Genomic DNA, 19,991 nt, shown 5'->3' on the forward strand with positions numbered 1-19,991 from the left:
ACACACGAAAGACCCGCCGTCGCGAGCGCGAAGACGGGTCTTTCGATGGTGTGGCGGACGGTCAGAAGTCCCAGTCGTCATCCTCAGTCGCCTCGGCCTTGCCGATGACGTACGACGAACCCGAGCCGCTGAAGAAGTCGTGGTTCTCGTCGGCGTTCGGCGAGAGAGCCGACAGGATCGCCGGGTTCACGTTCGTCACCGACGACGGGAACATCGCCTCGTAGCCGAGGTTCATCAGCGCCTTGTTGGCGTTGTAGTGCAGGAACTTCTTGACGTCTTCGCTCAGGCCGACCGAGTCGTAGAGGCTCTGCGTGTACTGCACCTCGTTGTCGTAGAGCTCGTACATCAGCGAGAACGTGTAGTCCTTGAGGTCCTGACGACGCGCCTCGTCGACGGTCTCGAGACCACGCTGGAACTTGTAGCCGATGTAGTAACCGTGCACGGCCTCGTCGCGGATGATGAGGCGGACCAGGTCAGCCGTGTTCGTCAACTTCGCGCGGCTCGACCAGTGCATGGGCAGGTAGAAGCCCGAGTAGAACAGGAACGACTCCAGCAGCGTCGAGGCAACCTTGCGCTTGAGCGGGTCGTCGCCACGGTAGTAGTCCATGACGATGCGCGCCTTCTTCTGAAGGAACTCGTTCTCGCTCGACCAGCGGAACGCCTCGTCGATCTCCTTCGTCGAGCACAGCGTCGAGAAGATCGACGAATAGCTCTTGGCGTGCACCGACTCCATGAACGCGATGTTCGTGTAGACGGCCTCCTCGTGCGGAGTGAGCGCGTCGGGGATGAGCGAGACGGCGCCGACCGTGCCCTGGATCGTGTCGAGGAGCGTGAGCCCCGTGAACACGCGCATAGTGAGCGTCTGCTCCTCGGGGGTCAGCGTGTTCCACGACTGGATGTCGTTCGACAGCGGCACCTTCTCGGGGAGCCAGAAGTTGTTCACGAGACGGTTCCAGACCTCGAGGTCTTTGTCGTCTTGGATGCGGTTCCAGTTGATGGCCTGCACGTGGTTCAGCAGCTGCAGCTTCTCAGCCATGGCGTTCCTGCGTCCTCTATCGGTGTGTCAGTCGGGGGGTGTCAGCGGCTCAGAGCATGCACGAGACGCACTCGGTCATGTCGGTGCCCTCGAGCGCCAGCTGACGGAGACGGATGTAGTAGATGGTCTTGATGCCCTTGCGCCACGCGTAGATCTGCGCCTTGTTGATGTCGCGCGTGGTGACAGTGTCCTTGAAGAACAGCGTCAGCGACAGGCCCTGGTCGACGTGCTGCGTCGCGGCGGCGTACGTGTCGATGACCTTCTCGTAGCCGATCTCGTATGCGTCCTGGTAGTACTCCAGGTTCTCGTTCGTCATGAACGGCGCCGGGTAGTAGACGCGACCGAGCTTTCCTTCTTTGCGGATCTCGATCTTCGACGCGATCGGGTGGATCGAGCTCGTGGAGTTGTTGATGTACGAGATCGAGCCGGTGGGGGGCACCGCCTGCAGGTTCTGGTTGTAGATACCGTGCGCCTGCACCGACGCCTTCAGCTCGCGCCAGTCGTCCTGCGTGGGGATCTGAACGCCGGCGAAGAGCCCCTTCGCCTTGGTCGTCTGCGGTGCCCACACCTGGTCGGTGTACTTGTCGAAGAACTCCCCCGACGCGTACGTGGAGTTCTCGAAGCCGTCGAAGGCTGCGCCGCGCTCGATCGCCAGGCGGTTCGAGGCGCGCAGCGCGTGGAACAGAACCGTGTAGAAGTAGATGTTCGTGAAGTCAATGCCCTCTTCGGAGCCGTAATAGACGTGCTCCCGTGCGAGGTAACCGTGCAGGTTCATCTGGCCGAGGCCGATGGCGTGCGAGCGGTCGTTGCCGTCTTCGATCGAGCGCACCGAGGCGATGTGGCTCTGCACGCTGACGGCGGTGAGGGCACGGATCGCCGTCTCGACCGTGAGGCCGAGGTCACCGCCGTCCATCGCCAGGGCGATGTTCATCGACCCAAGGTTGCACGAGATGTCTTTGCCGATCTCGGCGTAGGACAGGTCTTCGTTGTACGTCGTGGGCGTGTTGACCTGGAGGATCTCCGAGCACAGGTTCGACATGTTGATGCGGCCGGCGATGGGGTTCGCCTTGTTCACCGTGTCTTCGAACATGATGTACGGGTAGCCCGACTCGAACTGGATCTCTGCGAGCGTCTGGAAGAACTCGCGCGCGTTGATCTTCGTCTTCTTGATGCGGGGGTCGTCGACCATCTCGCGGTACTTGTCGGTGACCGAGATGTCGCCGAACGGCTTCTTGTAGACCTTCTCGACGTCGTACGGCGAGAAGAGGTACATGTCTTCGCCGTTCTTGGCGAGTTCGAACGTGATGTCGGGGATGACGACACCCAGCGACAGCGTCTTGATGCGGATCTTCTCGTCGGCGTTCTCACGCTTGGTGTCGAGGAAGCGCAGGATGTCGGGGTGGTGCGCGTTGAGGTACACCGCGCCGGCACCCTGACGGGCACCCAGCTGGTTGGCGTAGCTGAAGCTGTCTTCGAGCAGCTTCATGACGGGGATGATGCCCGACGACTGGTTCTCGATCTGCTTGATCGGGGCCCCCGCCTCGCGGATGTTCGACAGCAGCAGGGCGACGCCGCCACCGCGCTTCGACAGCTGCAGCGCGGAGTTGATGCCGCGGGCGATCGACTCCATGTTGTCTTCGATGCGCAGGAGGAAGCACGACACGAGCTCGCCGCGCTGGGCCTTGCCGGCGTTGAGGAAGGTGGGGGTAGCCGGCTGGAAACGGCCCGAGATGATCTCGTCGACCAGCTGCACCGCCAGACGCGGGTCGCCGTCTGCGAGAGCGAGGGCGGTCATGACGACGCGGTCCTCGAAGCGCTCGAGGTAGCGCTTGCCGTCGAAGGTCTTCAGCGTGTAGCTCGTGTAGTACTTGAACGCGCCGAGGAACGTCTCGAAGCGGAACTTGGCGCCGTAGGCGCGGTCGTTGAGCTCCTGGATGAACTCCATCGAGTACTTCGCGAGCACGGTCGGCTCGTAGTACTCCTTCTCGACGAGGTAGTCGAGACGCTCCTTGAGGGAGTGGAAGAACACCGTGTTCTGGTTGACGTGCTGCAGGAAGTACTCCCGCGCGGCGCGCTTGTCGGCGTCGAACTGGATCTTGCCGTCGGCGTCGTACAGGTTCAACATCGCGTTGAGGGCGTGGTAATCCAGTCCCTCGAAGCGGGCCTCGGTCTTGAAGTCCACGTCGGTCAGCTCAACTTCCACCATCGTTCCAATCCCTCGGTGACCCGCTCGACATCGTCGGGGGTGCCGAAAACTTCTAGCCGGTAAAGGTGCGGCACCGCGCACTTGCGCGCGACGATGTCACCGGCGAGGCAGAATGCGTCGCCGAAATTCGTGTTTCCCGCGGAGATGACCCCGCGGATGTTGCGTCGGTTCCGCTCCTCGTTGAGGAACCGGATGACCTGCTTGGGGACCGCGCCCTTCTCGACACCCCGGCCGGCACCCCCACCGTAGGTGGGAGTGACCAGCACGAAGGGTTCGTCGATGTCGAGGGCCGGGTCGGTCGGCAGCAGCGGAATGCGCACGGCCCGCTTTCCGAGCTTCTCGATGAAACGTGCGGTGTTGCCCGACACGCTCGAGAAGTAAACCAGCAGCGGAGCCTCGGTCGCCGACATGACAGCGCTCATGACAGGGGTCTGAGAGCGTGTCGCGGGGTCAGGCGAGACGTGACGCCAGCTCGTCGATCTTGTCGGGACGGAAGCCCGACCAGTGGTCCTCGTCGGTGATGACGACGGGTGCCTGCAGGTACCCGAGCGACTTGACCTGCTCGAGTGCCGACGGGTCTTCGGACAGGTCGAGCACGTTGTACTCGATGCCCTTCGAGTCGAGTGCGCGGTAGGTCGCGGTGCACTGGACGCAGGACGGCTTGGTGTAGACCGTGATCGCCATGTCGTTCTCTCTTTCCCCTGGAAAATCATCGTCCGGACGGGCAGGGCTCGCCGGGACCTCAATACTACATATGGGGACAGACATCGGAAGGCACCACAAGGGGTAGTAGTTACATCCGTGTGATTTTCCACCGTCTCTCCCCAGATACAACACAGGTTGTCCACGTTTTCATCCACAGATCGACCCCCATTCGGCGTCCTGTTAACACGCGCGATTCCGCGGTTGTCGCGGTGCGCGCCCGCTGTTGTCCACAGTTCGCACGCTAGTCGGGGGTTCCGACATCGCACAGGCCGACGATTTCGGTGACCGGCGTGTCGCGGCGTGTCGCGGCATCCGGTGTCCGACGGGTCCGAAGCGCGTGTCGGAGGTCGGTTGTAGCGTGGTGCGGTGGCCGGCTACCGCGTACTCCTTCGAACCCCTGGCGTGGGGCGCATCATCGCCGCGCAGTTGACGGCACGCTTCCCCAACGGCATGACGAGCCTCGCGGTGCTGCTGCACATCGAGCACGTCACCGGTTCGTACGGGGCGGCCGGTCTCGTGCTCGCCGCCACGAGCATCGGCCAGGCCGTCGCCGGCCCCGTCACCAGTCGATGGATGGGCATCTGGGGCATGCGGCGCGTGCTCTCGGTGACGCTGCTGGTGTGCGCGGCCGCCATCGCGACCCTCGCCCTCATCGAGATGCCGCTGCCCCTCTACATGGTTCTGGGGCTCGTCGCCGGACTCTCGACCCCTCCGGTCCAGTCGGCGGTGCGCACCATCTATCCCAAGATGGTGCCGTCGAAGCAGCTCACGCCGCTGTACTCGCTCGACGCCTCGTTGCAAGAGATCATCTGGGTGCTCGCGCCCGTGGTGATCACCCTCGTCGCCACGCAGGTCGGCACCGTTCCGGGCCTGCTGCTGGTGGTCGTCATCCTGCTCGGCGGCGGCGCGTGGTTCATCTTCAGCCCCGAGGTGGGCCGCGTCCGCATCCCCCGCAGCCGTCGCGCCCTCGGTCGGGTGCTCGCCAAGCCGCCCGTCATCCTGGCCACCGCCACGGGGTTCCTGCTCATCGGCGCGTGCGCGGCCGTCGAGGCCGGCGTCGTGGCGACGTTCGACCACGGCGGACTGGAGGCGGGGCTGATCCTCGCGGTCTTCGCCGTCGGCAGCCTCGCGGGTGGCCTCTCGTTCGGGCATATCCCCATCGGCCCGTGGGCCATGGCCCGTCGCTTCGCGATCGTCGCCCTCGGCCTATCGCTGACCATCGTGTCGCTGAACGCGTGGTGGCTCGGGGCCACCCTGATCGTCGCCGGCGCCGGCATCGCACCCGCCCTCGCGGTCATGTTCGCCATGACCTCGGCGAGCGTGCGCTTCAGCGAGACCGCCGAGGCCTACGGCTGGATCGGCACCGGTCAGCTCATCGGTGCGGCCGCAGGATCCGCCGTCGCGGGCTTCCTCGTCGACGGCGTCGGCCCCACCGGCGCGTACGTCGCCGCGGCCGGCTTCGCCATCGCCGGGTTCATCGTCTCGGCCGTGTTCGTGCGCGGCTTCCCCGACCTGCGGAACCGCGACTCGAGCCCGATCCCCGACACCGAACCCGTCGAGACGATCACCTGATCCCGGATGCCGCTCCGCCCGGCATCCACTTCTCCCCCGGCGCGGACCGTGTCTCGCCGGAGCCGCTCGCGTTGGCCCCCTCTTGGTGTGGGGCGGAATCGGTTGGTTCGGGGCGGAATCGGCGCCTTGGGGCGCGAACCCCCCGCCCCGAACGCACAGATCCGCCCCAGACCGCGGGCCCCCGGCACACCACAGCGCCCCACACCCGCGCGCGCGTCAGTGCGTGCGACGCAGCAGCTCGAGGACGGCGAGCGCGTAGGCGTCGGCCGGCGCCGGGTGGTCGAACACCAGCGTCGCCCCGCCGATCGAGATCTCGACCTCGTACGTGTCGGATAGTCGGCGCAACGACCGGAACGTCGCGCGCAGCAGTTCGCGCAGCTGCGACTCCGACGGCAACCACAGGGCGTCTTCGGTGGCGACGGAATCCAGCGCCCACTCCGTCGTGCCGTTGAAGGCGAGGATGCGTCCGGTCGGGTAGTCGCGGGGCTCGACCGTCATGTCGCTCACCGTGAAGACGTCGGCCTCGAACTCCGGCTCGTCCAACTGGAAGCGGTCGCCGGAGCGCGGGTGCCACACGAGTCCCGCCGCGCGGAGCGCCTGAGCCATCTCGGTCGAGATCATGGCATCCATTCTGGGGGCGATCCGGCGGCACGGGCCCGCGCGCCCCCTCTCGGCGAAGAGAGAATGGATGCCATGCCCGCACCCGTGACCCTCCCCCGCCTGTCGTGGGGCTCGCCCGGCGGCCCTCGCGCCCTGCTCGCTCACGGTCTCGGTTCGGACGGCGCCCTCATGTGGCGGTACGGCACGGCCCTCGCCGATGCGGGATGGCACGCGGTGGCGGTCGACCTGCGGGGGCACGGCGTCGCGCCGCGCGCGCTGGACTACTCCCTCGCCGCGTACGCCGCCGACCTCGCCGCGACGGTACCGGGTGCGGACGCCCCGTGGGACGCCGTGGTCGGGCACTCGCTCGGCGGCGCCGCGGCGACGGTCGCGGCGGCGGGCGAGCCCGGATGGACGCGGCGGCTCATTCTGATCGACCCCGCCATCGCCCTGTCGGACGACGACCGCGAGATCGTGCGGGTGAGCCAGGAGCAGGCGTTCGCCGACCCGAGCGTCGAGGCGGTGCGGGCGGCGCACCCCGCGTGGCATCCGATCGATGTGGAGCTGAAGGCCCGGGCCACGCAACGTGCGAGCCGCTGGGCGGTCGAGCAGACGAGTCTGCAGAACGCCGAGTGGGATGTGCGGGCCGCGGCGGCCGCGCTCACGGTACCCACCCGCGTGATCGGAGCGGATCCGGCGGTGCACTCGATCTTCACGGGCGATCTCGCCGCGCAGGTGCGGCGCAACCCGGTCGTCACGATGAGTGTCATCGCGGGTGCCGGGCACTCCCCGCATCGCGATCGACCCGAAGCGGCGGTCGCCGCGCTGCTCGACGCGCTGAGCTGACCGCGACGCTCGCTCCGCACCCCGAGCGGCTCCGGGGCGGGTCCGCGTCGCGGGACGGGCGGCGGGTCCGCGTGTGTCGGATATCGCAGAAGGGTCCGGATCTCGCAGGATGACGTCCCGACCCTGCGAAGGAGACGACCCTCTGCGGAGCCGCTGTCACCCCCGGGCGCGATGTCGGTGGTCCCGAGCAGAATGGATGCCATGACCTCGTTCGATCCGGCTCGCTATCTGCCCGACGATCTCCTCGCGCGCATCCACGACCGAGCGGCGGTGCACGACCGCGAGAACACCTTCCCCCACGACGACCTCGACGAGTTGCGCGCGGCGGGGTATCTCGGCGTCCTCGTTCCGGAGGCCGCCGGGGGCGCGGGCCTGAGCCTCGCCGAGGTGTCGTTGCTGCAGCAGCGTCTCGCGGGCGCGGCCCCGGCGACGGCGCTCGCAGTCAACATGCATCTCGTGTGGACGGGCGTCGCCAAGGTGCTGCGCGACCGCGGTATCGACGACCTCGCCTTCGTCGAGGACGCAGCGGCGGCCGGCGAGGTGTTCGCCTTCGGTATCAGCGAGGCGGGCAACGACCTCGTGCTGTTCGGCAGCGACACCGTCGCCGAGCCCGACGGAGAGGGCGGTTATGCCTTCACGGGCACCAAGATCTTCACCTCGCTGTCTCCCGTGTGGCAGCACCTGGGCGTGCACGGGCTCGACTCCACCTCGTCCGACGGTCCGAAGATGGTCTTCGCCTTCCTCGACCGCAGCGACGCGGTCGTCACACGCGACGACTGGGACACCCTCGGCATGCGGGGCACGCAGAGCCGCACGACCGAGCTCCGTGGCGCGCACGCCCCGGCCGAGCGCGTCGTGAGGCGGATCGATCCGGGCCCGCAGCCCGATCCTCTGGTGTTCGGCATCTTCTCCGTCTTCGAGATCCTGCTGGCCTCGGTCTACACCGGTGTCGCGCGGCGCGCGCTCGACCTCGCCGTCGAGGCGGCGACCTCGCGGCGGTCGAAGAAGACGGGCACGACGTACGCGAACGATCCCGACATCCGCTGGAGGGTGGCCGACATGGCCCTTGCCTACGAGGCCCTCCCGCCGCAACTCGCCTCGCTCGCGCGAGACGTCGACGACCTCGCCGACCACGGCCCGCGGTGGTTCTCGCTGCTCTCGGGTGTGAAGCACCGAGCCGTCACCACGGCGAAAGACGTCGTCGATGACGCGATCCTCGTCGGGGGCGGGGCCGCGTACTTCACACGCAACGAGCTCAGCCGTCTCTACCGCGACGTCCTGGCGGGCATGTTCCACCCGTCCGACCCCGAGTCCGCCCACTCGACCGCCGCATCCGCGTGGCTCGGACCGGTGACGGCCTGATGGCCCGCACCTCGACGGCGGCGCTGAGCCCCGCCGACCAGGAGCGCCGCCGCGCCCTGCGTGTGATGAAGGGCGTCGCGCTGGGCGCCCTCCTCGGCATGGCGATCGTCTTCGCGATCTCGTTCTCGCTGCAGCGTGAGGTCGAGTGGCTGCAGTACGTTCGCGCGGCAGCCGAGGGAGGCATGGTCGGCGCCCTCGCCGACTGGTTCGCGGTGACGGCGCTGTTCCGGCATCCTCTCGGATTGCCGATCCCGCACACGGCGATCATCCCGCGGCGAAAAGACGAGATCGGCCGCCAGCTGGGCGAGTTCGTCGAGACGAACTTCCTCGAGGGCGACGTGGTGCGGGCGAAGCTCGAGTCGACGCCCCTCTCGGCGCGCGCGGGCGCCTGGCTGGCCGAGCCCGCCCACGCAGACCGTGTCGCCGCCGAGGCGGCCACGCTGGCCTCGAGCATCCTCACCGCGCTCGACGACGACGACGTGCAGGGCCTCATCGAAGACCTCGCGCGGGAGCACCTGCTGTCGCCTGACTGGGGCCCGTCGATCGGCGGATGGCTCCAGCGGGTCGTGGCCTCCGGCGCGCACCACGGTGCTGTCGATCTCGCCCTCGACAACATCGCGGTGTGGCTCGGCAACAATCGCGACACGTTCCAGGGCCTGGTGTCACGGCGCCTGCCGGCGTGGGTGCCGGGAGTCGCCACCCGCCTCGTCGACGACACCGTGTACCGCGAGGCCGTGCAGTTCGTCGACGCCGTGCGCGCCGATCCGCGGCACCAGGCGCGCGGCGCGATCGACGGCTACCTCACGCGGCTCGCCGACAACCTCCAGAACGACCCGGCCACCATGGTGCGCCTCGAAGAGGCGAAGGCGGCGGTCTTCGACAGCCCGCGTGTTCGTCAGCTCGCCGCCGACGCCTGGAACACGGCGAAGACGGGCCTGCTGCGCTCGCTCGCCGACCCCGAGAGCGGGCTGCGGCGACGCGCCTCGGCCGCCCTCGCCGAGGTCGGTGCGCGCCTGCAGCGCGACGAGACGCTGCAGAAACGCGTCGACGGGTGGGTGACCGATGCGGCCGTCTTCGTGGTGGGGCGCTATCGCCACGACATCGCGTCGATCATCACCGACACGGTCGAGCGGTGGGATGCCGAAGAGACGACCGAGAAGATCGAGCTCATGGTCGGCCGCGACCTGCAGTACATCCGCCTGAACGGCACGATCGTCGGCGCCCTCGCCGGCCTGGTGATCTTCACCGTCGCCCACCTCGTCTGGGGCTCTTGACCGCTCCCGTGGCCGGTAAACGAACGGCCTCGCGTCGAAGCAGCGTACGCCGCAGGCAGGTGAGTAACGTGAGCCTCGTGAGCGACGGTTCGGGGACCGTAGAGCCCCTCTTCACCTACGGCGTGCTTCAGACGCCCGACGTGCAACTCGACACCTTCGGTCGCCTCCTCCACGGCGATCACGACACCCTGCCCGCGTTCCGCCTCGACGACGGCGAGAGCGGTGATGAGCGGGGCGCCCCCGCCGCGAACAGCCACCGCCGCCGGGTGCTGCGGCACAGCGGTGATCCGCGCGATCGTATCTTCGGGACGGTCGTGCGTCTGAGCCCCGACGAGCTCGACGCGGCCGACGAGTACCTGATGACGGGGTCGCGCCGTATCTCGGTCGTGTTGGCGAGCGGGCTGAGTGCCTGGGTCTACGTGGGCGCATGACGGCGCTGTCCATCGACCCGCTCTGGCCGCGCGCCGGGGACTGGCCCGCGCCGACACGCGAAGAGACACCCGACGCCGTGCTGCTCGGCGTACCCGCGTGGCGCACGTCACTCTCGCCGACGGGCGCGGGCGAGACGCCCGCCGCCGTGCGGGAGGCCCTGCGCCGCTACTCCCCCACGCTCATGGGCCCACCGCCCGTCGACCTGGACGCCGTGCTGCGCATCGCCGACGCCGGCGACGTCGACGAGCCCGACGGGCGGGAGGGCGAAGCGCGCGTGCGGGCCGCTGTGGCCGAGCTCGCCTCGGCACGACTGCTGATCGCCCTCGGCGGCGACAACTCCGCGACCTACGCCGTCGCGCAGGGTCGACGGGCGCGCGGGCTGATCACGCTCGACGCGCACTTCGACCTGCGCGACGGAGAATCCAACGGCTCGCCCGTGCGTCGGCTGCTCGCCGAAGGACTCGATCCCGGACGGGTGGTGCAGATCGGCATCGCCGACTTCGCCAATTCCGCGGCGTACGCCCGACGCGCCCTCGACGCGGGTGTGACGGTCATCACGCTCGACGAGGTCCGCCGCCGCGGCATCGGCGAGGTCGTCGCCGACGCCCTGCGCATCGCGGGAAGCGGCGGTGTCGTCGCCGCCGCCGAAGCTCGCGCGCCCGCGCCGGGACCTCCGGCCGAGCCCGGCGACATCCACCTCGACATCGATGTCGACGTGTGCGATCGGTCCGTCGCGCCCGGCTGCCCGGCCAGCGTTCCGGGCGGGCTCGCCGCGTGGGAGCTGCGGGCACTGGTGCGTGGGATCGCCCGCGACCCCAGCGTCACGAGCGCCGACATCGTCGAGGTGGATGCCACGGCCGACACCACCGACGCCCGCACCGTACGACTCGCCGCGCTCTGCGTTCTCGAACTCCTCGCTGGATTGGCGGAAAGACCATGATCCAACTCATCCTCGCGCGGCACGCGAAATCCGACTGGGCCGACGAAGGCCTCGACGATCACGACCGCCCCCTCAACGACCGTGGGCGGCGCGACGCGCCCGCGGTCGCCCGCACCGTCCAGCGCGCGGGGGTGCGACCCGCCGTGATCCTGACGAGCACAGCTCTCCGAGCGCGGCAGACGGCCGAGGCGTTCGGGAAGGCCTTCGAGGTCGAGGTCGTCGAGCGGCCCGAGCTCTACCTCGCCGCACCCGATGGTCTGCTCGACGCCGCCCGCGCCAGCGGTGTCGACGAGGTGATGGTCGTCGCACACGATCCCGGCATGAGCTCGCTGGTGTCTCGCCTGGCCGACCGCAACGAACGGATGGTGACGTGCGCGGTCGCCGTCTTCACCTGGCATGAGGGCACGTGGGACGACGTCGACGCGATGCCGCCCGATGAGTTCGACCTGTATACGCCGTAGGCCCGCCGCAACGGCCCGCACCCGGTCGGAGCCCTTTGTCGCGCACCGTCGGCAAAGCGCGACAACGCTCCCCGGTCCCCGATCGCGGCGATGGACATGCTTCGCGAATCAGCGTTTCGTCATCCGGCCGACATGTGACTCGCTCTTGCAGCGAACATCCGTCTGATAGAACTGTTGACAACCGACGCGGCCGTCTGTGTCGCGCGGGGACCCGGCGGGCGCAGACGGCGGAACCTGAGGAACGGTCATGACTCCCGACAGCACTCTCGCGCCCGCGCAGAGGATCGCGTGGATCGACGTCGCACGCGGCATCGCCATCACCCTCGTCGTCTTCCACCACTCCATCCAGTTCCTGGACGCCACCGGGTGGCAGGTGGACGCGCTCGTGCAGGTGACCGCCGCGCTGTCCACGTTCCGGATGCCGCTGTTCTTCCTCGTGTCGGGGCTTCTCGCTTCCTCCGCGATCGCGCGTCTGAGCTTCGCCTCGCTCTTCTGGAAGCGCCTGGCGCTCCTCGTCTACCTCTATGCGCTGTGGTGCATCATCTGGTGGGCCTGGTTCCTCTTCGTCCCCCGCCCCTTCGACCCGCTGACCTCCCCCGTGGGAGATCTGGCGACGGCGCTGTACCTCCCGTGGTCGGGCCTGTGGTTCCTCTACGCGCTCATCCTCTACACGGTCGCCGCCTGGGTGCTCCGCCGCCTCCCGCGGGTCGTCCAGCTCGGCATCGCTTTCGGCGTCGCCTGCCTCTTCGCCACCGGCATCGTCACCGTCAGTTCTTCGTACACCTGGCGGTCGGTCGGCACGTACTTCGCGCTGTTCATGACAGGGGTGGTCTGCCGGCAGATCGTCGAGGCGTTCGCTCGACGCGTCAACGTGTGGTGGCTGTTGGGAACGGGTGCGGCCCTCGCTGCGGGGACCGCCGTGTTGCCCTTCCTGCCGCTGCAGGGTGTGTTCCGCGTGGCACTGTGCGTCGTCGGCGCGGCGTTCGGCGTCTCGATCGCGGTGATGCTGGCGCGTTCGCCGATCGCTCGGAGGGCTGTCGGTGCGCTCGGGTCGCGCACCCTGCCGATCTACGTGCTCAACTCGCTGCTGCTCGCGCTCGCGGTCGCGATCCTGCCCGTCGAGCTGGTGCCGGGGTCTCTCGCCGCCGTCCTGCTCACGGCCCTCGTCATCACGACGGCCCTGATCATCCGCCGCGCGGTCGGCTCGTTCTCGGGGATCTTCACCCTCCCGACCCCGATCGACCGCTTCGCGAAACGGCGCCTGCAGGTCGACCGCCTCGGAGCCGGGCGTGGCCACTGATTCGCTGACCCTGCCCCGCACCCGCCGCCGTCGCGGCTGGGTGATCGCCCTCGCCCTCCTCGCGGCGATGGCCGTCGCCGGAGTGGCGATCATGGTTCAGGCGTACGTCTTCCCCGCCGTCGCCGCACCGCCCGCGCGCGCCGACGTCATCTATGTGATCGGTCCTCCTACCGAGGGGAGGACCGCCCTCGCCGAGCGACTTCGCAGCGATGGGGTGGCCGACGACATCCTCATCTCGGTCCCCTTGGAGGGCGAGCAGTCGGCGGCGAAGCTGAGCGTCTGCCAGGAGCAGAACGTGACCTGCGAGCACCCCGACCCGTTCACGACCGCGGGAGAGATGGCGCTCCTGAACGCGCGGTACGGCCCCGAGGCGAGCGCCGTCGTCATCACCTTCACCCCCCACGTGAGCCGGACGCGCTTCATCGCGGCGCAGTGCGCCGACGCGAAGGTGACCGTGATCGACGTGCCGACTTCTCTCGACCTCGGAGAGTGGATGTACCAGTTCGCCTACCAGACGGGCGGGTTCGCCAAGGCGGTCGCCGCCCCCTGCTCCTAGGGCGCCCCCGCGGCGCGCATCTCTTCGCCGTCCTTCCACACCCGACGGACGAGTGGCACACCGGGTCGGTAGGCGAGATGCACGCGCGACGGGGCGTCGAGCAGCACGAGATCGGCCCGCATCCCAGGTGCGATCAGTCCGACGTCCGTGCGGCGCAGCGCCCGCGCGCCGCCCGCCGTCGCCGCCCAGACCGCCTCGGCCGGGGTCATCCCCATCTCGCGCACGGCGAGCGCGATCATCAACGGCAGGGAGCTGGTGAAGCTCGAGCCCGGATTGCAGTCGCTGGCGAGCGCGACGGTGACGCCGGCGTCCAGCAACCGGCGCGCGTCGGGGTAGGGCTGGCGAGTCGAGAACTCCACGCCCGGGAGCAGAGTGGCCACCGTGTCCGATCCGGCGAGCGCGGCCACGTCGTCGTCGGAGAGGAAAGTGCAGTGATCGACCGCGGCGGCTCCGAGGTCGACCGCGAGCCGCACCCCCTCGCCGTAGCCGAGCTGGTTGCCGTGCACCCGGATGCCGAGACCCGCCGCGCGGCCCGCCTCGAGGACCCTCCGGCACTGATCGGCGGTGAAGGCGCCCTCTTCGCAGAACGCGTCGATCCACCGCACGTGCGACGCGACCGCGCGGAGCATGTCGCCGACCACGAGGTCGACGTACTCCTCCGCGCTGCCGGTGTGGTCGGGGGCGACCACGTGCGCCCCGAGGAAGGTCACCTCGTCGGTCACCTCCGCGGCGAGTCGCGCCAGACGCGCTTCTGTCTCGACGTCGAGACCGTAGCCGGTCTTGACCTCCACCGTCGTGGTGCCCTGCGCCCGGCCTTCCGCGACGAGCGCGGCCAGGCGAGTCCGCAGGTCGTCGTCGGTCGCCGCCCGCGTCGCCGCGACCGTCGTACGGATCCCTCCCGCCGCGTACCGCTCCCCCGCCATCCGCGCGGCGAACTCCTCCGCGCGATCACCGGCGAAGACGAGGTGGGTGTGGCTGTCGACGAAACCGGGGATCACGGCGCGGCCGCCGGCATCCACGACACGGACACGGGAATCGGAACCGGATGCCACGGCATCCCGGGCATCCGTCGCCCGGCCCGCCCACGCGATGCGGCCATTGCGTACGAGCACCGCGGCGTCGTGGATCGTGCCGCACGGGTCACGGTCGACGACGACGTTGGTCGTCAACTCGCCGATGCCGGTCAGCAGGAACGTGTTCGCGGCGTCGGCATCCGTCGCCTCGGAGGGGCCCACCACCTCGGCACCGGTCGGCACGGGGATGCTCACCACATCGGCACCGTGAGGCCCCGTTCGGCGGCGACCTCCCGGGCGCGTTCGTAGCCGGCATCCACGTGCCGCATCACCCCGGTGCCGGGGTCGTTGACGAGCACGCGCGCGAGCTTCTCGGCGGCGAGCTCCGTGCCGTCGGCGACGCAGACCTGACCGGCGTGGATGCTGCGGCCGATGCCGACGCCCCCACCGTGATGGATCGACACCCACGACGCTCCGCTGGCGGTGTTGAGCAGGGCGTTCAGCAGCGGCCAGTCGGCGATGGCATCCGATCCGTCGGCCATCGCCTCGGTCTCACGGTAGGGCGAGGCGACGGAACCTGCGTCAAGATGGTCGCGACCGATGACGATCGGGCCCGCCAGCTCGCCGGAGGCGACCATCTCGTTGAACTTCAGGCCCGCCAGGTGGCGTTCTTTGTAGCCGAGCCAGCAGATGCGCGCGGGCAGCCCCTCGAACTGCACCGTCGACCCGGCCTTCTCGAGCCAGCGGTGGAGCGCCGCGTCGCCCGGGAACAGCTCTGCGACAGCGCGGTCGGTCTTGGCGATGTCCTCCGCGTCGCCCGACAACGCCACCCAGCGGAACGGACCCTTGCCCTCGGCGAAGAGCGGACGGATGTACGCCGGCACGAACCCCGGAAAGGCGAAGGCGCGGTCGTACCCGCCGAGCTCGGCCTCACGGCGGATCGAGTTGCCGTAGTCGAACACCAAGGCCCCGGCATCCTGGAACTCGACCATCGCCCTCACGTGCGCGGCCATGCTCTCTCGCGAACGCCGGGTGAAATCCTCGGGGTCGCGCGCGGCTTCGGCACGCCAGTCGTCCACCGACGTCCCCACGGGCAGGTACGACAGGGGGTCGTGGGCGCTCGTCTGGTCGGTGACGATGTCGATCCGGATGCCGCGCGCGAGCAGTTCCGGGAACACCTCGGCCGCGTTGCCCTCGACGCCCACCGACAGCGCCTCGCCCGCGTCGCGCGCGGTGCTCACCCGCTCGATCGCCGCACCGAGGTCGTCGGCCACCTCGTCGAGATAGCCGTGGGCGACGCGTCGGTCCAGGCGGGTGCGGTCGACGTCGACGATCAGCACGGCACCACCGTTCATGGTTACCGCGAGCGGTTGCGCCCCGCCCATCCCGCCGCAGCCGGCGGTGAGGGTCAGAGTGCCGACGAGCGACTCGCGACCGAGCGACGCCGCGACCGCGGCGAACGTTTCGTACGTCCCCTGCAGAATGCCCTGCGTGCCGATGTAGATCCACGATCCCGCGGTCATCTGGCCGTACATCGTCAGGCCGAGCTCCTCGAGACGGCGGAACTCGGGCCACGTCGCCCAATCGCCCACGAGGTTCGAGTTGGCGATGAGCACGCGCGGTGCCCACTCGTGCGTGCGGAACACGCCCACGGGCTTGCCCGACTGCACGAGCAGCGTCTCGTCGGGCGCCAGTTCGTCGAGGGTGCGAACGATGGCGTCGTACGCGGCCCACGAGCGGGCGGCCTTACCCGTGCCGCCGTACACCACGAGGTCGGCGGGACGCTCGGCGACGTCGGGGTCGAGATTGTTCATCAACATGCGCTTGGCCGCCTCGGCGCCCCAGCTCTTCGCGGTTCGGACGTTGCCGCGCGCGGCGCGGACGGGCCCACGGGATGCCGGGACCTCGGCCCCTGCGCCGTCGGCGGCGGCGATGTGCGAGGGGTTCATCGTGTCGGTCATGCGTGATCTCCTTCGATCCGGTCAGGGGCGGTCTGGGCGGGCGGTCTCGGCGGGCGGTCTCGGCGAGGCGGTCTAGGTGGTGAGTGCGGTCTCGGCGAGCGCGGTCTGAGCGAGGGGCGTCTGGGCGACGGCGGCCCGTGCGACGGCTCCCGAGAAGACGAGGTCGGTGACGGCCTCGATCTCGGGCGAGACGAAGCGATCGGGGCCGGGGCCGGCGACACGCGTGCGGACGAGGGCGCGCACGGCGCGGGTGGCCGCCGCCGGCACGAGCGGGGCACGCAGGTCGAGGGCGCGGCATCCGGTCATGACTTCGATCGCGAGGACGCGCCCCAGCCCGTCGATCGCGCGGCGGAGCTTGCGCGCACCCGCCCACCCCATCGACACGTGGTCCTCCTGCATGGCGCTCGAGGGGACGGAGTCGACCGACGCGGGCACGGCCAGACGCTTGAGCTCCGACACGATCCCCGCCGCGGCGTACTGGGCGATCATCAGGCCCGAGTCGACGCCCACCTCGTGCGCGAGGAACGGCGGTAGACCGTTACTGCGCGCCGCATCCAGCGCACGGTCGGTGCGGCGCTCCGACATGGATGCCACGTCGGCCACCGCGATCGCGAGGAAGTCGAGCACGTACGCCACCGGTGCGCCATGGAAGTTCCCGTTCGATTCGACGCGGCCGTCGACGGTGACGACGGGGTTGTCGACGGCGGATGCCAGCTCGCGCTCGGCGACGACGGTCGCGTACTCCAGCGTGTCGCGCGCCGCGCCGTGCACCTGCGGGGCGCAGCGCAGCGAGTACGCGTCCTGCACGCGCGTGCACTCGGGTCCGCGGTGGCTGGCCACGATGGGCGACCCGGCGAGGAACGCGCGCAGGTTCGCGGCGGATTCGGCCTGACCGAGCTGCGGGCGGAGCGCCATGAGATCGGCGGCGAACACGGCATCCGTCCCGAGCTGCGACTCGATCGACAGGGCCGCCGAGACGTCGGCGGTGACCAGCAACGTCTCGAGGTCGTGCAGGGCGAGCAGCAGCATGCCGAGCATGCCGTCGGTGCCGTTGATGAGGGCGAGCCCCTCCTTCTCGCGCAGGGCGACGGGGGTGATGCCCGCGGCGGCGAGGGCGTCGGCCGCCGGGACCGATCGTCCCTCGGCGTCGCGTACATCCCCTTCGCCCATGACGGCGAGGGCCACGTGCGACAGCGGCGCGAGATCGCCCGAACAGCCCAGCGAGCCGTACTCGTGGACGACCGGGGTGATCGCGGCGTTCAGCAGCGCCGCGTATGTCTCGACCACGACGGGGCGCACGCCCGTGCGACCGGTGGCGAGCGTCTGCAGGCGCAGCAGCATGAGCGCGCGCACCACCTCGCGCTCGACCTCGCCGCCCGTACCGGCGGCGTGGGAGCGGATCAGGCTCGCCTGCAGCTGCGCGCGGCGGTCCTCGGCGATGAAGGTCGTGGCGAGAGCTCCGAAGCCGGTCGAGATGCCGTAGTGCGGCTGCGGGTCGTCGGCGAGGCCCTCGATGAGGGTGCGGGTGTCCGCCACCCGGCCGAGCGCGTCACCGTCGACGACGACCCGCGCGCCGTGGCGCGCGACGTCGACCACCTCGCGGGGGGTGAGGGGGGCTGCTCCGACGGTGATGCTGACGTCCATACGCCGATTCCATCGCGAGGGATGGTCCGAGACGAGAGGGTTCTGGCATCCTGTGTCTGTCATGTCAGACAATCCGCGCCCGCAGGTTCCCGCCGCCGATCAGACGCTGCGGATCCTCTCGCTGCTCGCGCGCCAGCCCGGGCCGATGGCGGCGCAGTCGATCGCGTCGAGCCTCGGCATTCCGCGGTCGAGCACCTACCACCTGCTCGCCACGCTGGAGGAGCACGGATACGTCGTGCACCTGCCCGGCGACCGACGCTGGGGCCTGGGCACGGCCGCGTTCGAACTGGGCGGCGGATACGCGCGGCAGCAGCCGCTCGCGCGTCTCGGACGACCGCTGCTGGCGGCGTTGTCCGACCGGGTCGGCGAGTCGGCCCACCTCGCCGTGCTGGCGGGACGCGACGTGCTGTACATCGTCGAGGAACGCGCCCCCCGGCGCCCCGCACTCGTCACCGACGTCGGTGTGCGCCTTCCCGCGCACCTCACCGCGACGGGTCGGGCGATGCTGGCCGCCCTCCCCCGCGAGCAGGTGCGGGCGTCGTTCCCGGATGCCACGGCCCTGACCCAGCGGCACGGCTCGGGCCCCGCCACCCCGCGCGCACTGCGGGAGGTGCTGCGCGAGGTGCGCGCGGCGGGCTTCGCCCGGGAAGACGGCGAGGTCACGCCCGGTTTCCGATCCGTCGCTGCCGCCGTGCTCGACCACGCCGGCTGGCCGGCGGCCGCGGTGGCGATCACGTGGCCCTCGGACGGCCCGGAGCGGGATGCCGCCTCCCTCGCGGCCGCAGCGACCACCACCGCCGCCGAGCTCGCGCGCCGCATCGGCCGCCACGCCTGACGCGCTCTTCCCGCTCCGCCCCGCCCGGTTCGGGGCACGGAATGTGCACCGGGGCGGACGCCGACCGCCCCGGTGCACAAAACCCGCCCCGAACCCCAGACCCCGACCACGCCCGGCGGAGCCGCCCCTCACCGCACGACGAGTCGCGGCTCCACCAGCACGTGGGCCGTACCCGCCGTCGCGGCCCGGGGCGCGACGACCGTGCCGTCGCCCATCAGCAGGTCGAGAGCTCCGGATGCCACCCGCTCGGGCAACTGCTCGACGCTCGACAGTCCGAGGGCCTCGGCGGCGGGGGTGTTGTCGAAGCCGACGACGGTGATGTCGGCGCGCCCGGCGAGCGACGTCGCGAGGTGCGCGCCGATGGCGAGGGAGTCGCTCGCGCAGACGATGCCGGTGACCCCCGGGTCGGCGGCGAGACCGGCCGCCACGACGTCGCGCGCAGCCGACACGTTCTCTTCGACGACCCAACGCGGACCCGTGCTCGCGGTCTCACGCCAGCCGCGCTCGCGCTCGTCCCCCGTGCCCGACCCCGCGGGCCAGCCGAGGAAGGCCACGTGGCCGCTGCCGTGCACGAGCGCGTGCGCGGTCGCGGCCCGCGTCCCCGCCGCACCGTCGACGTCGACCCACAGGTGTGCCGGCGCTTCGACGTCGTCTTCGCCCCACGGTCGGCCGAAAGACACGAACGGGAGGTTCCGCGCCGTCAGCCACCCGGTGCGGGGATCACCGTGGAAGGTTCCGGTGACGACGACGGCATCCACTTCTCCCCCTTCCAGCAGGTCGCCGAGTCGGGCGATCTCCTCCTCCGGCGTGCGGGCGGCGTACAGCAGCACGCGCATGTCGCGCTCTCCGGCGCGTTCGGTGAGGGCGTGCACGAACCGGTCGAGCACGACGCCCGAGATGCCGCCGGCGTACGGATCGAGGTGGATGCCGATGGTGGAGCTGCGGCGCATCCGGAGCCGACGCGCGGCGGCATGGGGGCGGTACCCGAGCTCGGCGATCGCGGCCTCCACCCGGTGCCGTGTGGTCTCGCGCACGATGTCGGGGGTGTTCACCACGTTCGACACGGTCTGCCGCGAGACGCCGGCGACGCGGGCGACGTCGTCGACGGTGGGCGCCTTCGCCATGTCGTCCCCTCCCGTATCGATGAGCACGAGCCGATGTCGAGCAGCGGTTCCACGGGCCGGCCCGGCGGGGGTCCGGCACGCGCGTCCAGACCGTCAGCCTAGGCGGGCGGCAACCTCTTGACAT

19 protein-coding genes are annotated in these 19,991 nt (G+C 70.1%); 10 read left to right on the forward strand and 9 right to left on the reverse strand.

The window, feature by feature from the left end; genetic code table 11:
* Positions 1–61: 61 nt before the first annotated feature.
* The 4 genes from nrdF to nrdH are packed head-to-tail and all read right to left on the reverse strand — an operon-like array spanning position 62 to position 3,926.
* Positions 62–1,036 carry a class 1b ribonucleoside-diphosphate reductase subunit beta gene (gene nrdF, locus ACXKZF_RS10690; RefSeq protein ID WP_055956927.1) on the reverse strand — a complete coding sequence of 325 codons (975 nt, stop codon included), beginning with the start codon at positions 1,034–1,036 and terminating at the stop codon, positions 62–64.
* Between the two features lie 49 nt (positions 1,037–1,085).
* On the reverse strand, positions 1,086–3,242 hold the full coding sequence (nrdE, locus tag ACXKZF_RS10695; protein ID WP_488984183.1) for a class 1b ribonucleoside-diphosphate reductase subunit alpha: 2,157 nt from the start codon (positions 3,240–3,242) through the stop codon (positions 1,086–1,088).
* The gene (gene nrdI, locus ACXKZF_RS10700) at positions 3,224–3,664 is read right to left on the reverse strand and encodes a class Ib ribonucleoside-diphosphate reductase assembly flavoprotein NrdI (RefSeq protein ID WP_055956923.1); all 441 of its coding nucleotides are present in this window, start codon (positions 3,662–3,664) and stop codon (positions 3,224–3,226) included. The genes nrdE and nrdI overlap by 19 nt, the downstream gene beginning before the upstream one ends.
* A gap of 28 nt (positions 3,665–3,692) precedes the next feature.
* A complete protein-coding gene (gene nrdH / locus ACXKZF_RS10705; RefSeq protein WP_055838040.1) occupies positions 3,693–3,926 on the reverse strand; it encodes a glutaredoxin-like protein NrdH in 234 nt (77 codons plus the stop codon).
* A 387-nt stretch (positions 3,927–4,313) separates the two neighbouring features.
* Here nrdH and ACXKZF_RS10710 point away from each other — a divergent pair, with 387 nt between their 5' ends.
* Positions 4,314–5,519 carry an MFS transporter gene (locus ACXKZF_RS10710; protein WP_055956921.1) on the forward strand — a complete coding sequence of 402 codons (1,206 nt, stop codon included), beginning with the start codon at positions 4,314–4,316 and terminating at the stop codon, positions 5,517–5,519.
* Between the two features lie 216 nt (positions 5,520–5,735).
* Here ACXKZF_RS10710 and ACXKZF_RS10715 read toward each other — a convergent pair whose 3' ends face one another.
* Positions 5,736–6,140 carry a hypothetical protein gene (locus ACXKZF_RS10715; RefSeq protein WP_055956919.1) on the reverse strand — a complete coding sequence of 135 codons (405 nt, stop codon included), beginning with the start codon at positions 6,138–6,140 and terminating at the stop codon, positions 5,736–5,738.
* Between the two features lie 72 nt (positions 6,141–6,212).
* Here ACXKZF_RS10715 and ACXKZF_RS10720 point away from each other — a divergent pair, with 72 nt between their 5' ends.
* From ACXKZF_RS10720 to ACXKZF_RS10755, 8 genes are all read left to right on the forward strand, one after another.
* Positions 6,213–6,965, forward strand: a complete 753-nt coding sequence (locus ACXKZF_RS10720; protein WP_488984184.1) for an alpha/beta fold hydrolase — start codon at positions 6,213–6,215, stop codon at positions 6,963–6,965.
* Between the two features lie 201 nt (positions 6,966–7,166).
* Positions 7,167–8,327 (forward strand): acyl-CoA dehydrogenase family protein, encoded by a 1,161-nt coding sequence (locus ACXKZF_RS10725; RefSeq protein WP_488984185.1) that lies wholly within the window; start codon positions 7,167–7,169, stop codon positions 8,325–8,327.
* Positions 8,327–9,601 (forward strand): DUF445 domain-containing protein, encoded by a 1,275-nt coding sequence (locus ACXKZF_RS10730; protein ID WP_488984186.1) that lies wholly within the window; start codon positions 8,327–8,329, stop codon positions 9,599–9,601. Before ACXKZF_RS10725 ends, ACXKZF_RS10730 begins: the two co-directional genes overlap by 1 nt.
* 77 nt (positions 9,602–9,678) lie before the next feature.
* The gene (locus tag ACXKZF_RS10735) at positions 9,679–10,032 is read left to right on the forward strand and encodes a gamma-glutamylcyclotransferase (protein WP_488984187.1); all 354 of its coding nucleotides are present in this window, start codon (positions 9,679–9,681) and stop codon (positions 10,030–10,032) included.
* The gene (locus ACXKZF_RS10740) at positions 10,029–10,973 is read left to right on the forward strand and encodes an agmatinase family protein (protein ID WP_488984188.1); all 945 of its coding nucleotides are present in this window, start codon (positions 10,029–10,031) and stop codon (positions 10,971–10,973) included. The genes ACXKZF_RS10735 and ACXKZF_RS10740 overlap by 4 nt, the downstream gene beginning before the upstream one ends.
* Complete coding sequence (locus ACXKZF_RS10745) at positions 10,970–11,434, forward strand: SixA phosphatase family protein (protein ID WP_488984189.1); 465 nt, start codon at positions 10,970–10,972, stop codon at positions 11,432–11,434. The genes ACXKZF_RS10740 and ACXKZF_RS10745 overlap by 4 nt, the downstream gene beginning before the upstream one ends.
* A 247-nt stretch (positions 11,435–11,681) precedes the next feature.
* Entirely contained in the window at positions 11,682–12,734 is a 1,053-nt protein-coding gene (locus ACXKZF_RS10750; RefSeq protein WP_488984190.1) for an acyltransferase family protein, read from the forward strand.
* Positions 12,724–13,290, forward strand: a complete 567-nt coding sequence (locus tag ACXKZF_RS10755; protein WP_055956905.1) for a DEAD/DEAH box helicase family protein — start codon at positions 12,724–12,726, stop codon at positions 13,288–13,290. The genes ACXKZF_RS10750 and ACXKZF_RS10755 overlap by 11 nt, the downstream gene beginning before the upstream one ends.
* Here ACXKZF_RS10755 and hutI read toward each other — a convergent pair.
* From hutI to hutH, 3 genes are all read right to left on the reverse strand, one after another.
* Complete coding sequence (gene hutI, locus ACXKZF_RS10760) at positions 13,287–14,480, reverse strand: imidazolonepropionase (RefSeq protein WP_488985994.1); 1,194 nt, start codon at positions 14,478–14,480, stop codon at positions 13,287–13,289. The genes ACXKZF_RS10755 and hutI overlap by 4 nt on opposite strands.
* A gap of 74 nt (positions 14,481–14,554) precedes the next feature.
* Entirely contained in the window at positions 14,555–16,252 is a 1,698-nt protein-coding gene (gene hutU, locus ACXKZF_RS10765; protein WP_488985995.1) for a urocanate hydratase, read from the reverse strand.
* Positions 16,253–16,336: 84 nt separating this feature from the next.
* Complete coding sequence (gene hutH, locus ACXKZF_RS10770; protein WP_488984191.1) at positions 16,337–17,908, reverse strand: histidine ammonia-lyase; 1,572 nt, start codon at positions 17,906–17,908, stop codon at positions 16,337–16,339.
* A 61-nt stretch (positions 17,909–17,969) separates the two neighbouring features.
* Between hutH and ACXKZF_RS10775 the strand changes: the two genes are divergently transcribed.
* Positions 17,970–18,743 carry an IclR family transcriptional regulator gene (locus tag ACXKZF_RS10775; RefSeq protein WP_488984192.1) on the forward strand — a complete coding sequence of 258 codons (774 nt, stop codon included), beginning with the start codon at positions 17,970–17,972 and terminating at the stop codon, positions 18,741–18,743.
* A 128-nt stretch (positions 18,744–18,871) separates the two neighbouring features.
* On the opposite strand, the gene ACXKZF_RS10780 is transcribed toward ACXKZF_RS10775, so the two are convergent.
* Positions 18,872–19,867: a LacI family DNA-binding transcriptional regulator gene (locus ACXKZF_RS10780; RefSeq protein ID WP_243222433.1), complete on the reverse strand. Its 996-nt coding sequence runs from the start codon at positions 19,865–19,867 to the stop codon at positions 18,872–18,874.
* Between the last annotated feature and the right edge of the window lie 124 nt (positions 19,868–19,991).

Source organism: Microbacterium sp. ABR10, from assembly GCF_057812175.1.